This window comes from Streptomyces sp. 3214.6, assembly GCF_900129855.1.
GTDB classification, from domain to species: Bacteria; Actinomycetota; Actinomycetes; order Streptomycetales; family Streptomycetaceae; genus Streptomyces; species Streptomyces soliscabiei.
Genome location: NZ_LT670819.1, coordinates 1805089 through 1819127, shown reverse-complemented (window position 1 = coordinate 1819127; position 14039 = coordinate 1805089). Strand labels below are relative to the sequence as shown.

Below are 14039 nucleotides of genomic sequence, written 5' to 3'. Positions count from 1 at the left end.
AATGCGAGACTCCAGACAGGTCTCCGGGAGCCCTCGCGACCCCGTGATGGACGTGTCGTATCCCCTCCACGTCCCCTGCCTGCAACTGGACGTCTCATTGAGGTCACCGACGGCTCAGCTGTCTCGCATATCGAATCCATGCCCTGTCCAGGCTCCGACGGCGGGCCTACGTTCGCGGCCACTTCCTCCACCCGCCGCAGTCCGCGACCTGCGGCTCAAGGCCCTCCGGAGCCCGCAATGGAACACCCCGCGATCAAGCCCTCCCGCCGCAGCGTCCTCAGAGGCCTCGGAGCCACTGCCGTGGCGGCCTCCCCGATCCTCTCCGCCTGTTCCTCCGGCCTCAAGGGCTCGGGCACCTCGACCGGCGACACCATCAAGATCGGCTACGTCAGTCCGCGCACCGGCGCCTACGCGGCCTTCGCCGAGTCCGACGCCTACATCCTCCAGCAGATGCGTGCCTTCTTCGCCAAGGGGATCACCCACGACGGCAAGAACTACGACGTGAAGATCCTGGACCGCGACACCGGCTCGGACCCCCAGCAGGCGGCCACCATTGCGGACGAGCTGATCTCCCGGCAGCAGGTCGACCTGGTCCTCGTCACCGCGACGCCGGACACGATCCACCCGGTGGCGGCCAAGTGCGAGAGCGAGGGCGTGCCCTGCGTCTCGACCATCGAGCCCTGGCAGGCCTGGTTCTTCGGACGCGGCGGCACGCCGAAGAAGACCTTCACGTACACGTTCCACTTCTTCGACGGCATCGAGCACGTGGCCAGGGTCGAGAGCGACATGTGGCGGCAGCACGCCACCAACAAGAAGGTCGGCGTGCTGTGGCCCAACGACTCCGACGGCAACGCCTTCCGCGACAAGACCACCGGTTACCGCGCGCAGCCCCCGACCAAGGGCTTCACCTTCGTCGACCCCGGTTCCTACGAGCCCGGCACCAAGGACTTCTCGTCGATCATCGCGGACTTCAAGAAGGAGGGCGTCGAGATCCTCGCCGGCGTGCCCTCGCCGCCCGACTTCGCGACGTTCTGGACCCAGGCCGCGCAGCAGAACTTCAAGCCCAAGATCGCCACCATCTCCAAGGCCATCCTCTTCGAGTCGACGGTGGCCTCCCTGCCGAACAACCTCGGCAACGGCCTGTGCACGGCGAGCTGGTGGGTGCCGCAGTTCCCGTTCACCTCCACGATCACCGGTCAGACGGCCACCGCGCTCGCCGACGACTACGAGAAGTCCCCGCTGTCCAAGGGCCGTTCGTGGAACCAGGGGCTCGGCCCCAACCACGCGCTGTTCGAGGTCGCCAACCACGTCCTGCGCAACGCGAACCCCAAGGACCGCGAGGCCGTCGCCGCCCAGATCGCGAAGACCAGCCTCGACACCGTCCTCGGCCACCTCTCCTGGACCGGCGGCGGTGCGGCCAACCCGGTCAAGAACGTCGCCACCATCCCCATGGTCGGCACCCAGTGGGTCAAGGGCAGCGGTGAGGCGTACGAACTGAAGGTCATCAGCAACAGCTTGCTGCCCGAGGTCAAGCCCGACGCCAAGGCGGCGGAACTGTGACCGGCCCCCTGCTCGAAGTGGACCATCTCGCCGTGCACTTCGGGGAGTTGCGGGTCCTGGAAGACGTCGAGCTGACCGTACCCCGGGGGCAGGCCGTCGGCATCGTCGGCCCGAACGGCGCGGGCAAGTCGACCCTGCTCAGTGCGATCTCGGGCGTCGAGCGCGCGACCGCGGGTTCCGTGCGGCTGGCGGGCCGCGATGTCACCCGCACCTCCGCGGCGCAGCGATGTCGGCTCGGCGTCGGCCGCTCCTTCCAGATACCGCGCCCCTTCGGCGACCTGACCGTGTTCGAGAACGCCCTGGTCGGGGCCGAGCGGGGAGCCCGGCTGCGCGGCGCCCCCGCCCGCGAGCAGGCCCTGCGCGCGCTGGAGACCGCCGGGCTGCTCCACCTCGCCAACAAGCCCGCCGGTTCACTGCCCCTCCTCGGCCGCAAACGGCTGGAGCTGGCGCGGGCGCTCGCCACCGGCCCCGACCTGCTCCTCCTCGACGAGATCGCGGGCGGCCTCACCGAGGCCGAGGCGGAGGAACTCGTCACCACCGTGCTGTCCCTGAAGGAGTCCGGCGTGACGATCCTGTGGATCGAGCATGTCGTCAAGGCCCTGGTCCAGGTCGTCGACCGGCTGGTCTGCCTCGCCTACGGCCGGATCCGCGTCGACGGCGACCCGCACGAGGTACTGGCCAGCGACGAGGTCGCGGAGGTCTATCTGGGAGGTGCGGCGGCATGAGCACGCTGCTGCGAGTCGACTCCGTCGATGCCGGATACGGCGACTTCCAGGCCCTGTTCGGCATCGACCTCGACGTGGCCGAGGGTGAGCTGCTCGCCCTTGTCGGCGCCAACGGCGCAGGGAAATCAACTCTGTTGAAAACCGTCGCGGGAGCCCTGAAGCCCTTCCGCGGCACCATCGGCCTGGCCGGTGACGACGTCACCGCCGAGCCGGACATCCGCCGGGCCCGCAAGGGTGTCTGTCTGGTCCCGGAGGGCCGCCGGCTCTTCCCGTCGCTCACCGTGGAGGAGAACCTCCAGGTGGGCGCCGCCACCGGGCGCAAGGGCCCCTGGAACCTGGCCAAGGTGTACGAGGCGATCCCGCTCGTCGCCGACCGCCGTACCCGCAAGGCAGCCCGGCTCTCCGGCGGTGAGCAGCAGGCCGTCGCCATCGGCCGCGCCCTGATGGGCAATCCGCGTCTGCTGCTCCTCGACGAGGTCTCCCTGGGCCTGGCCCCGCTCGTCGTGGACCAGCTCTACACGGCGCTGCCCGGTATCCGTGCCGAGGGCGCGACCGTGATCCTGGTCGAGCAGGACCTGAACCGCACGTTCGCCGTGGCGGACCGCATCGCGTGTGTCCTGGAGGGCCGGATCGTGCTAACCGGCACGACGGCCGGACTCACCCGCGACGAGGTGACCGCCGCGTACTTCGGCACCGGTGCCTTCCCGGAGGTGAAGACCCCATGAACTGGCTCAACGCAATCCTGCAGGGCGTCCTGCTCGGCGGCATCTTCGCCATGGCCGCCGCGGGACTTTCCCTCGTCTTCGGCGTGATGCGGATCGCCAACCTCGCCCACGGGGACCTGATGATCCTCGGCGGTTATGTGGCCTCGGTGACCGCTGCCCACTACGGCGTCCCGGTCCCCGTCACCGTCGTGGTGTCGATGATCGCGGTGGGCGGGCTCGGCTACCTGGTCCAACGCTCCCTGCTGGACCGGGCGATGGGCCTCGGCGAACTCGCCCCGATGCTGGTCACCTTCGGCATCTCGGTGATCATCCCGAACGTCCTGGTCCAGGTGTTCAGCAGCGACGCGCAGCCCCTGCCCATCGGCTCGCTCGGCACCGCGAGCATCGACCTCGGCGGTGGCCTGGCCATCGGCTGGTTCCCCCTGATCACGGTGGGCGCGGCGGTGGCGGTCCTTTCCTCCCTCCACCTCTTCCTCTTCCGCACGCAGCCCGGCCGCATAGTCCGGGCCACGTCCGACGACCGCGCGGTGGTCCGCCTCATGGGCGTCGACAACCGCCGCGTGTACGCCCTGACTTCGGTCATCGCCTTCGCGACGGTGGCCCTGGCCGGTGTCCTGTACACGATGCGACAGGGCGGCGTCACCCCCTTCGAGGGTCAGCTCACCGTCCTGTTCGCCTTCGAGACGGTCATCATCGGCGGTCTCGGCTCGCTGTGGGGCACGCTCGCGGGTGGTGTGGTGCTCGGTGTGGCGCAGTCCGTCGGCGCCCAGATCTCCCCGGACCTTCCCCTGCTCACGGGGCACGTGGTCTTCCTCCTGGTCCTGGTGTTCCGCCCGCAGGGCCTGTTCGGCAGGAGTGTCCTCGCATGACCGTCCAGACAGCACCCGCCGAGGCGACCGTACTTCCGGCCGTACACCGCGGTGGCCGCGCTACCGTCCTGGGCCTGGCAGGAACGGCCGTCGTCCTCCTGACGATGGCGGCCCTCCCCTACGTCGTCGAATCGGGGGTGACGGCCCAACTGGTGAAGCTCTGCTACCTGGTGGCCCTGGCCTCCATGTGGAACCTGCTCGCGGGGTACGCGGGCATGATGTCGATGGGCCAGCAGGCGTTCATCGGCCTGGGCGCCTACCTGCTGTTCGTCGTCAACGACCACGGCGTGAACGTCTACGCCGGCACGCTCGTCGTCTCCGCCGCGGTGGCTCTGCTCGCCTGGCCGGTGTCGTACCTCGCCTTCCGGCTGCGCGGCGGCTACTTCGCCGTCGGCACCTGGGTGATCGCCGAGGTCGTCCGCCTGATCGTGGTCCGCTTCGACTCCCTGGGTGCTGCAAGTGGACGCACCCTCTCGGACGTCACCACCGATCCGGTGCTGCGGCGCGCCTTCACCTACTGGCTGGCGCTCGCCGTGATGGCCACGGCCGTGCTCGGCACCTACGCCGTCCTGCGCAGCCGGCTCGGCCTGAGCCTCCAGGCCATCCGTGACGACGACACGGCCGCCGCTTCCCTCGGCGTGAACGTCACACGCGGCAAGCGGATCATTTACATCACAGCGGCCGCCGGATGTGCCGCCGCCGGTGCGGTGATCTGCGTCAACAGCCTGGGGGTGGCGTCGCCGACGCAGATCTTCGGGGTGCAGTACTCGGCCCTGATGGTCTTCATGGTGATCATCGGTGGCATCGGCACGATCGAGGGCCCCGTCGTCGGCGCGATCACGTACTTCCTCCTCGACAAGTACTTCGCGCAGAGCGGTGTCTGGTACCTGATCGTGGTGGGCGCGGCCGCGATCGTGGTCTCCCTGTATCTGCCACGGGGGTTGTGGGGGACGCTGGCGCACCGCACGGGCTTCGCCGTCTTCCCGGTGCGCCATACGGTCCGGTCATAGATCGGCCTCGGCGAGGCCCTCGTGCTCGACGGAGAGCTCGTCGTACCGCAGCTTCGGTGAACTTTCGAAACCGCGCCGTCGCAGCGCCGTCCGGGCTGAGGCTGTCCGCCCTGCCCAGTTGATCGATTTCGACGTGCTTAAGGCCGCGGGAACCGAGTGGGAGGACCTCTTCGCCCGCGAAGTGCTCGCCGCCCGGTTCATCCTGTGCCCGTCCACGACCGACCGGGCGACCGCGTGGGCCGGCTGGACCCGGTCTGGGGCACGGTCGGCATCGAGGGCGTCGTGGTCAGGGCAGCCCATGCCAAGCGGCCGGCCAGGACCCGGGATGGGTGATCCGCGGGCAACGCGCGTCCGCACACGTTCCTGGCAGACCGGCGGACCCGGGCAGCCGGCTCTCGCCCTGCCCGGGTCCGCGGTCACGCCGGCGTGAGGACCGCGCGGGCGAGTTCGCGCGCTTCCTGCGGGTCGACGGCCCTCATGACGTTCTCGGCCGCCGCCCGGCACTGCTTGGCGGCCACGCTCTCCACTTGGACGCCGACGGACGGTACGGCCGCGGGTGCCATGGACACAGAGGTGACGCCCAGGCCGACAAGGACGCAGGCGAGGAGGGGGTCGGCGGCAGCTTCACCGCACACCCCCACAGGCTTGCCGAGCCGCCGGCCGGCTTCGGCCGTCATCGCCACCAGCCGCAGGACTGCCGGCTGCCAGGGGTCGGTGAGGTGCGCGAGGTCCGCGGCCAGGCGATCGGCGGCCATGGCGTACTGGGTGAGGTCGTTGGTGCCGATGGAGACGAAGTCCACGACGTCTAGGATCCGGTCGGCCAGAAGTGCCGCCGCGGGTGTCTCGACCATGATGCCGGCGGTGAGTCCACGGGAGCGGACCTCGGCTGCGAAGCCAGCCGCCTCGTCGACGGTCGCGACCATGGGCGCCATCACCCAAGGGGAGGTCCCTGTCGTCGCGGCGGCGAGAGCGACGGCGTCCAACTGCCGCTTCAGGAGGCCGGGGTTGCCGAACGAGAGACGCAATCCCCTGACGCCGAGGGCGGGATTGTCCTCGCCTGCCGACGTGGCGTAGGGGATGGGCTTGTCGGAACCCGCGTCGAGGGTGCGGATCACCACGGTTCGTCCCGTGTCGAACGCGGCGAGCACCTCGGCGTAGATCGCCGCCTGTATCTCGACGTCGGGCTCGGTTTCCCGGCTGAGGAAGCAGAGCTCGGTCCTGAACAGCCCGACACCCTCAACGGGCGTCGGGGCCGCGGCGCGGGCTGACCGGCCGTCGGCCACGTTGGCGAGCAGCTTTACCGGCGCCCCGTCGGCAGTTCTCGCGGGGCCGCACCAGGTCGCCAGCCGCTCACGCCACGCGCGGCCCTGCGCGACCCGCCGGTTCGCGTGGGTCGCGTCGGGCTCGGACTCGATGGTTCCTGACGTGCCGTCGACCAAGAGCCGTGTGCCGTCCGGGACAGAGGTGACGCCGGACGCTGCGACGATGCAGGGAAGCCCCAGCTGCCGGGCGATGATGGCGGTGTGGCTGGTGGGGCCGCCCCTCTCGGTGACCAGGGCGAGGATGCGCCCAGGGTCCAGACCGGCCGTGTCGGCCGGCGCCAGATCCTCGGCAACGAGGACGCTGGGTTCGGCCGGGAGCACGAGCCCCGGCTCCGCCACCCCCACGATCCGCGCGGTGATCCGCCGCTCGATGTCCTCCAGGTCGGTGACCCGTTCGGCCATGAGGCCGCCCATCTTGGTGAAGAGGACGGTGAACTCCTCCACGGCCCCGGAGACCGCGGTCAGCAGCGGCTCGCGCGCCTCGAGCCGCTTGTGTACAGAGTGACGCAGGCCCTTGTCCCGGACGAGTCCGGCGGTCGCGACGAGGACCTCGGCCGCGCTCCCGGAGGCGTTGGCGGAGCGAGCGTGCAGCGACTCGGCCACCCGCGCCACCGCACTGTCGTACGCGAGGAGGAGTTCTTCGGGGTCGCCTGGCGGGCGGCGGCGGTAGGCGTCAACGGCACTGAGGGGAATCTCGTTGGTGATCCGGGCCGCCGGGCCGTAGACGACACCGGGCACCACAGGCGTGCCGCTGAGGATGTTCGACGTCACGGTCATCATCGCTCCTCAGGCATCCAGGTCGCGTGCGATCAGGTCGGCGATCACATCGATAGCCGCCGGATCCTCACCGGCCACCTCTACGGTGTCCCCCCGCTGGGCGCCAAGGGTCATGATCAGCAGCGCCGAGGAGGCGTCAACCGCTTCCTCGCCCGGCTTGGCGAGTGTGATGCCGGCGTCGTACTCGCTCACCGCTGCCGCGATGAGTGCGGCGGGACGAGCGTGCAGACCGACGGCGGAACCGACGGTCACAGTGCGGGAGGGCATATCGGACCCTTTCGAGACGTGTTGGCCTGCCGGTTCCGGCACTCGACGAGCATCCGGACGCCGTGCAGATGAGGGGGGCGACCTCGCCCTCGGTGAGCGGCTCTCCCGGACGGAACTCCAGGACCTGCAGCCGGGAGCGGCTCGTCAGGCTGGGGTCGGACGGTGCGCGTGGCGGTGCTCTGCCGGTGCGATCGCCCTTGAGCTTGCGACCGTTGGGAGATCGGACGAAGAAGTACCACAGGGCAGTGATGAATTGCGCCGCGTCGACCTGTACCTGTGAGCGGTCCGTCCGCTGGACCGCTCGCAAGGAGGTCGAAGAGCTACTGGAGAACCCCGGCCGTCCGACCGGAGATGACCCGCTGGGGCGGCAGCCAAGGTAAAGCGGGACACCCGCCACACGCAACTGTGACGCAGGCCACGTCACCCGGGGCCTCGCTGCGCGCGGAACGCCCACCTGCCGGCATGGCCAGCGTCTTGCCGGCGTCGGCCAGGTCCGGCGGGCACGGCCGTGGAAGGAACAACTCGCCCGCCCCGCGCGGGCCTTGACGCGCTGTTCGCCGTCACCCCCTCGACGACCTGGCGCGAAACGTGCCGTGTTGTTTCTTCCCGCTGTATTGACACCCCTGTCACCTTCCTGCAACCTGTCGCCAGGACATGTGACTGGTCATGCAGGCAGGATCCGAGCGGAAAACGCGTAACCGAACGCGTTTGCCGCCGGGTCCTTTTTTGTTGCCCGAAAACACCCTGCCTCCCAGATCAGTCGCGTACCGGGCCACAGGCGCAAGGAGTATTGGTATGGACGTGAACGGGAGCGCGAAAGCGGTTCTCGACGCCCTGGGCGGCGCGCAGAACGTCGCCGCCCTGCAGCACTGCTCGACCCGGCTGCGCTTCACCCTGGCGGACGACGCGAAAGTGGACGCACAACGCCTGCGGGCCATCCCGGGTGTGGTGGGGGTCGTGACCGGCCCGCCGCAGACGCAGGTCGTCGTCGGCAGCAAGGTCATCGACTTCCACAACGCCTTGAGCAGGCTGCTCGGTGACCGTGACGGGGATGGTGGGGCGGTGCCCGCCGCCAAGACGCCCTGGACCTGGAAGCGCCTGGGCGGCACGGTGATGGACTTCGTGGTGAGCGTCTTCACCCCGGTCGTCCCGGCCATCGCCGGCGCGGGCGTACTGAAGTCACTGCTGCTTCTGCTGACAACGATCCACTGGGTGTCGGACACCGATCCGACCTACCTCCTCTTCGCTGCCATTCCGACAGCGGTCTTCACTTTCCTGCCACTCTTCGTCGCCTACACGACGGCGCGGAAACTCAACGTGAACCGGCCGGTCGCGCTCGGCACCGTCGGGGTGCTGCTGCATCCCGGATTCACCGAGCTGATCACGCGAGAAGGTGGAATCTCGATGTTCGGGATCCCTGTGACGAACGTGCCTTACAACGCGCAGGTATTCCCCGCAATTCTCGCCGTTCTGTTCCTCGCGATCGTCGAGCGGTTCTTCAACAAATACACGCCGGGGCCGATCCGGGTGTTCTTCGTACCGATGATGTGCTTCCTGATCGTCGTGCCGGTGACAATGCTGGCGCTGGGCCCCCTGGGTTACGGCATGGGCACTCAGCTCACCTCGGCGATGCTGTGGATGCACTCCACGCTCGGCTGGGTCGCGGTCGCACTGCTCGCCGCACTGCTTCCCTTCGTGATCTCGGTCGGCATGCACAAGGCGTTCATTCCTCCGACGATCAACACCATGACCGCGACCGGCTCCGAGAGTCTCTACAACCCGGCCTCGCTGGCGCACAACATGAGTGAAGCGGGTGCGACCCTGGCCATCGCCCTGCGCACCAAGAGGCAGGAACTGCGCGCCACCTCCCTCTCTGCCGGCGTCTCCGCGCTGTTCGGCATCACCGAGCCCGCTCTCTACGGCGTGACCCTGCAGAACAAGCGGACCCTGGTGGCGGTGGTCGCCGGGGCGTTCAGCGGGGGCGCCTACGTCGGCATCACCCACGTCTCCTCCTACGCCGTGGTCGGCCCGGGTCTGGCGAGCATGTCGATGTTCGTCAACGCCGACGATCCGTCCAACATCGTCAATGCGGTCGTAGGCCTGCTGGTGGCCTTTGGGGTCGCCTTCGCCATCTCCGCGCTGACCTGGAAGGACTCCACGTCCGCGGCCATCGCCGAAAAGACCCGTCAGGCAGGTCCCGAGTCCGTGTCCGCCGGGGCGTCGGGCGCCGGCGAGCTGCTGATCACTCCGGTCAGCGGCGTCGTGGTTCCGCTCTCCGAGGTCGGAGACCAGGTGTTCAGCTCGGGAGTGCTCGGTGCGGGAGTGGCGATCGAGCCGACCTCCGGCCGGTTCGTCGCGCCCGTGGACGGCACCGTCACCTCGCTGCTCCCCTCCAAGCACGCCATCGGCATCACCACACCGTCAGGTGCCGAGATCCTGGTCCACATCGGGATCGACACCGTGAAGCTGGCCGGTGAGCACTTCACCGCGCATGTCGCCCAGGGCGACACCGTCACCGCGGGCCAGCTCGTCGTGGACGTGGACATCGAGGCGGTCAAGGCCGCAGGCTACGTGCTGACCACGCCGGTCGTGGTCCTCAACTCCGCCGACCACCCGCTCTCCGACATCGCCACCGGCCCGGTCGGGACCGACGGCCCGCTCGCCACCCTCCGCAAGAAGGAACTCTCCGATGCCGCTGCCTGACAACTTCCTCTGGGGCGGCGCCGTGGCCGCCAACCAGGTCGAGGGCGCCTGGAGCAAGGACGGCCGAGGTCCCGCCGTGTCCGACGTAGCCGCCTACAAGCCGCACCTGTCTCCCACCGAGTACGCCGCCTTCCACACCTGGACCCGGGACAGCGTCGAGAAGGCGATCGCCGACACCGACGACTCCCGCTACCCCAAGCGGCGCGGCATCGACTTCTACCACCGCTACCCCGAGGACCTGGCGCTCTTCGCCGAGATGGGATTCAAGACGCTGCGCGTCTCGATCTCCTGGACCCGGCTGTTTCCGACCGGGGAGGAGACGGAACCGCTGCAAGCCGGCATCGACCACTACCGGGCGATGTTCCAGGAGATGCGCCGCCTCGGCATCGAACCGCTCGTCACCCTCTCCCACTACGACCCGCCGCTGCACCTGGCGCTGAAGAACAACTGCTGGGTCGAGCGCTCCACGATCGAGCTGTTCGAGCGCTTCGCCCGGGCCTGCTTCACGGAGTTCGGCGCGTACGTGAAGTTGTGGCTCACGTTCAACGAGATCGACGGCATCCTGCGCCACCCGTTCACCTCGGGCGGCATCATCCCGGACACCGTCGAGGGCAGCCTCGACCAGGCCTGCTACACGGCCCTGCACCACCAGTTCGTGGCCGGTGCCCGCGTCACCGCACTCCTGCGCGAGCTGGTCCCGGACGCTCGCATGGGATGCATGCTCACCATGCTCCTGACGTATCCGAACACGTGCCGACCCGAAGACGTCGCCGCCACCCAGCTCAAGGAGCGCCTGCTGTACCTGTGCACGGACGTTCAGGCCGGCGGCTCATATTCGAGGCTGGCCCTGCGCGCCCTGCAACGCAAGGGGGTGACCATCCCCTTCCAGGACGGCGACGAGGAACTGCTGGCCGCGCACACCGCGGACTTCATCTCCTTCTCCTACTACAATTCCTCGACGGAATCCGTCAGCCCCGACGCCGAGCGCACCCCCGGCAACACCATCCTCGGCGTGAAGAACCCCTACCTCGACTCCACCGAGTGGGGCTGGCAGATCGACCCGGTCGGCCTGCGGATCGCGCTCATCTCCCTCTACGACCGCTACCACCTCCCGCTGTTCATCGTCGAGAACGGCCTCGGCATGCGGGATGAGCTGACAGCAGACGGAAAGGTGCACGACCCCTACCGCATCGATTACTTCCGGGCCCACTTCGCGCAGATGATCCAGGCCGTCGACGAAGGCGTGGACCTGATGGGATACACCAGCTGGGCGCCGATCGACCTGATCAGCTCGTCCACCTCACAGATGTCGAAGCGCTACGGGTTCATCTACGTTGACCAGGACGACGAGGGCGACGGCAGCCTCAACCGCTACCGCAAGGACTCCTTCGACTGGTACCGCAAGGTCATCGCCACGAACGGAACGGACCTGACCTGAACCGGACCGTCCCCGCCCTGCACGTGCCGTCCGTTCCAGTGCGGGTAAGGCCGCCCGACCCGCTTTCACCCCGTTGAGGATGCAGACAGTGTCGTCTCGCCAGACCATCAAGAAGGTACTCAACTCCAGCGTCGTCCTCGTGGAGGACGACACCGGGGTGGAGCGGGTGCTGCTCGGCAAGGGCATCGGCTTCGGGCACAAACCGGGCGACACGGTGCCGCCCAACGCCCCCGACCGCATCTTCGTCCCCCTACCGGACGACGACCGCCAGCACCTCACCGAGCTCCTGGCCGCGATACCGCCCGGCTACATCGAACTCACCCGGGAGATCGTCGCGCTGGCCGCAGACAAAGGACTCGACCTCGACCCGCACATCTACCTGGCCCTCACAGACCACCTCCATTTCGCAGCCGAACGGACCAGACAGGGACTGCGGGTCGCCAACCGCTTCACATGGGAGATGCGCACGCTCTACCCCGCACAGTGGACGATCGGGGTACGCAGTGTCGAACTCCTGCGGGAACGACTGGGGGTTCAGCTGCCCGAGGACGAAGCGGCCAACGTCGCGTTCCACTTGGTCAACGCGGACACAGGAGCCGAGCACGCCGACCCGATGCGCGTCGTTCAGCTGCTGAACTCGGTGCTGCAGATCGTCACCCACACCACCTCGGCCCGGTTCGACGAGGACGATCTGCACAAGGCCCGGTTCATCAGCCACCTGCAGTACTTCGCTGAGCGGCTGTTCAGCGGAAAACTCCTGACCAGCACCGACGACTTCCTCTACACCCAGCTCGCGGGCCGATACCCGCGTGCGGTGGACGCGGCCGGCCGCATCGCCACGTATGTGCGGCAGACCTACGGCGCGGAACCGCCCAACGAGGAGATCGCCTACCTGGCACTCCACATCGCCCGAGTGGCACCAGAGTAGGAAAGCCCCCGCCCCACCCTTGAGGCGACTTGGCATGTGAATGGGATCCGCGCACCTGCCGTGGATTGACAGTGCTTCCCCGACCAACGCGCCCCTGCGAGCCGGGCTCTGGCGGGCAGGTACGTGCCGGGCGGGCGTGGGTGGACTAACTGGCTCTGACAAAAGCGGTTTGATCATGTGACTGCCAGCTTGATCGCTCGTTGGCGAGAGCATGGGGAAGCGTCAGTCGCGGCCGTGGATCGTGTCGGACGAACTGTGGTCGCTGATCGAGCCGTTGCTGCCGGCACCACCGCCCAAGCAGGTCGAGGGGCGGCCGCGGGTGCCCGACCGGCAGGCTCTGTGCGGCATCCTGTTCGTGCTGCACACCGGCATCCAGTGGGAGTACCTGCCGCAGGAGCTCGGTTTTGGTTCGCAGATGACCTGCTGGCGCCGGCTGGCCGCCTGGAACGAGGCCGGCGTCTGGGACCAGCTGCACCAGCTGCTGCTGAACAAGCTGCGCTCGAAGAACCAGCTGGACTGGTCCCGGGCGGTGATCGACTCCTCCCACGTCCGGGCCGCCCGCAGGGGCCCAAAAGCGGGCCCAGCCCGGTCGACCGCGCACGCCCGGGCAGCAAACACCACGTCATCACCGACGGCCAGGGCATCCCGCTCGCAGTGTCGCTGACCGGCGGACATCGCAACGACGTCACCCAGTTGCTGCCGCTGTTGGACAAGATTCCGGCCGTGGCGTGCAGAACTACCACCGCGATGCCGCGGGCCGCCTGTGCTGGCGCACCGCCGAGAAGGAAGGCGGGCCCCGGCTGCCGCCCTCCTCCGGGGCGATTGTCTCGCCCTACGACACCTCGGCCCGCTACGCACGCCACGGACACATCATCAGCTGGAAGGGGTTCACCGCCCATCTGACCGAGTCCTGTGCTCCCGATCGCCCCAACGTGATCACGGACGTGGCCACCACCGCGGCCACCACCCACGACAGCCAGGTCCTACCCGGCATCCATACCCGCCTAGCCCGCCGCGGACTGCTCCCCACCGAGCACCTGGTCGACGCCGGCTACACCTCCCTGCCCCACCTGGAACAAGCCGCCCGCGAACACCAGGTCACCGTCTCCGGCCCGCTGAAGAGCAACCCCACCCGCCAGCACCGCCAAAACGAGGGCTTCGCCCGGGACGACTTCCACATCGACTACGACAATCAGCAGGTCACCTGCCCCCAGGGACAGGTCAGCGCGGGCTGGCACGGCCCCTACCCGACGTCCTCGCCCACCGCGGCCCCGCTGATCGTGGCCCGGTTCACCAAGACCCAGTGCCGCCCCTGCCCGGTCCGCGCCCAGTGCACCAGCACCGCCGACAACGTCCGCACCGTGGGTTTTCCCCCGCGAGAGCTCCGCGACCCGCAACTCCGCGTCCGCACGGAACAGCAGACACCCGAGTGGAAGGCCCGCTACGCGGCCCGCTCCGGAGTGGAGAGCACGGTCAACGAGTTCGCCCACGGACACGGCATGCGCCGCTGCCGTTACCGAGGACAAGGAAGAGACCACATCCAGCACGTCCTGACGGCCATCGCCGTGAACATCGAGCGCCTCAGCGGACTGTCACCGACCGAGGAACCCCCGACGTCTCGCCCACCGACTGCCTTCCAGGACTACCTCGACCAGCGTGAGATCCCCCGGCTGAAGTCCTGGCGAACTCTCGGCAGTTGACCCCCAGCGACTCCA

At 68.7% G+C, this 14039-nt stretch carries 11 protein-coding genes and 1 pseudogene; 10 read left to right on the top strand and 2 right to left on the bottom strand.

Annotated features, from left to right (window positions below):
• The first annotated feature begins 237 nt into the window (after positions 1 to 237).
• From B5557_RS08150 to B5557_RS08130, 5 genes are read left to right on the top strand one after another with little or no spacing between them, the layout of a single operon-like run.
• The gene (locus tag B5557_RS08150) at positions 238 to 1560 is read left to right on the top strand and encodes an ABC transporter substrate-binding protein (RefSeq protein WP_159424346.1); all 1323 of its coding nucleotides are present in this window, start codon (positions 238 to 240) and stop codon (positions 1558 to 1560) included.
• Positions 1557 to 2285 carry an ABC transporter ATP-binding protein gene (locus B5557_RS08145; protein WP_079658486.1) on the top strand — a complete coding sequence of 243 codons (729 nt, stop codon included), beginning with the start codon at positions 1557 to 1559 and terminating at the stop codon, positions 2283 to 2285. Before B5557_RS08150 ends, B5557_RS08145 begins: the two co-directional genes overlap by 4 nt.
• Positions 2282 to 3010: an ABC transporter ATP-binding protein gene (locus B5557_RS08140; protein ID WP_079658485.1), complete on the top strand. Its 729-nt coding sequence runs from the start codon at positions 2282 to 2284 to the stop codon at positions 3008 to 3010. Before B5557_RS08145 ends, B5557_RS08140 begins: the two co-directional genes overlap by 4 nt.
• Complete coding sequence (locus B5557_RS08135; RefSeq protein ID WP_079658484.1) at positions 3007 to 3879, top strand: branched-chain amino acid ABC transporter permease; 873 nt, start codon at positions 3007 to 3009, stop codon at positions 3877 to 3879. The genes B5557_RS08140 and B5557_RS08135 overlap by 4 nt, the downstream gene beginning before the upstream one ends.
• Positions 3876 to 4889 (top strand): branched-chain amino acid ABC transporter permease, encoded by a 1014-nt coding sequence (locus B5557_RS08130; protein ID WP_079658483.1) that lies wholly within the window; start codon positions 3876 to 3878, stop codon positions 4887 to 4889. Before B5557_RS08135 ends, B5557_RS08130 begins: the two co-directional genes overlap by 4 nt.
• Positions 4890 to 5305: 416 nt before the next feature.
• Here B5557_RS08130 and ptsP read toward each other — a convergent pair whose 3' ends face one another.
• Positions 5306 to 6982, bottom strand: coding sequence for a phosphoenolpyruvate--protein phosphotransferase (gene ptsP / locus B5557_RS08125; protein ID WP_197697294.1), 1677 nt, complete (start codon positions 6980 to 6982; stop codon positions 5306 to 5308).
• Positions 6983 to 6997: 15 nt separating this feature from the next.
• Positions 6998 to 7255 (bottom strand): HPr family phosphocarrier protein, encoded by a 258-nt coding sequence (locus B5557_RS08120; protein ID WP_079658482.1) that lies wholly within the window; start codon positions 7253 to 7255, stop codon positions 6998 to 7000.
• 795 nt (positions 7256 to 8050) lie between these two features.
• Between B5557_RS08120 and B5557_RS08115 the strand changes: the two genes are divergently transcribed.
• From B5557_RS08115 to B5557_RS08095, 5 genes and pseudogenes are all read left to right on the top strand, one after another.
• Complete coding sequence (locus tag B5557_RS08115) at positions 8051 to 9958, top strand: beta-glucoside-specific PTS transporter subunit IIABC (protein ID WP_079658481.1); 1908 nt, start codon at positions 8051 to 8053, stop codon at positions 9956 to 9958.
• Complete coding sequence (locus B5557_RS08110; protein WP_079658480.1) at positions 9945 to 11396, top strand: glycoside hydrolase family 1 protein; 1452 nt, start codon at positions 9945 to 9947, stop codon at positions 11394 to 11396. The genes B5557_RS08115 and B5557_RS08110 overlap by 14 nt, the downstream gene beginning before the upstream one ends.
• An 88-nt stretch (positions 11397 to 11484) precedes the next feature.
• Positions 11485 to 12324 (top strand): PRD domain-containing protein, encoded by an 840-nt coding sequence (locus B5557_RS08105; protein ID WP_197697293.1) that lies wholly within the window; start codon positions 11485 to 11487, stop codon positions 12322 to 12324.
• A gap of 211 nt (positions 12325 to 12535) precedes the next feature.
• Positions 12536 to 13050, top strand: a pseudogene (locus tag B5557_RS08100) (IS5 family transposase); the annotation flags it as partial.
• Positions 13051 to 13052: 2 nt separating this feature from the next.
• The gene (locus tag B5557_RS08095; protein ID WP_231976297.1) at positions 13053 to 14024 is read left to right on the top strand and encodes a transposase; all 972 of its coding nucleotides are present in this window, start codon (positions 13053 to 13055) and stop codon (positions 14022 to 14024) included.
• Positions 14025 to 14039 lie beyond the last annotated feature (15 nt).

Coding starts and splice junctions, on each gene's coding strand:
- B5557_RS08150 (WP_159424346.1), top strand. CDS start 238: ATGGAACACCCCGCGATCAAGCCCTCCCGCCGCAGCGTCCTCAGAGGC.
- B5557_RS08135 (WP_079658484.1), top strand. CDS start 3,007: ATGAACTGGCTCAACGCAATCCTGCAGGGCGTCCTGCTCGGCGGCATC.
- B5557_RS08130 (WP_079658483.1), top strand. CDS start 3,876: ATGACCGTCCAGACAGCACCCGCCGAGGCGACCGTACTTCCGGCCGTA.
- B5557_RS08115 (WP_079658481.1), top strand. CDS start 8,051: ATGGACGTGAACGGGAGCGCGAAAGCGGTTCTCGACGCCCTGGGCGGC.
- B5557_RS08120 (WP_079658482.1), bottom strand. CDS start 7,255: ATGCCCTCCCGCACTGTGACCGTCGGTTCCGCCGTCGGTCTGCACGCT.
- B5557_RS08140 (WP_079658485.1), top strand. CDS start 2,282: ATGAGCACGCTGCTGCGAGTCGACTCCGTCGATGCCGGATACGGCGAC.
- B5557_RS08110 (WP_079658480.1), top strand. CDS start 9,945: ATGCCGCTGCCTGACAACTTCCTCTGGGGCGGCGCCGTGGCCGCCAAC.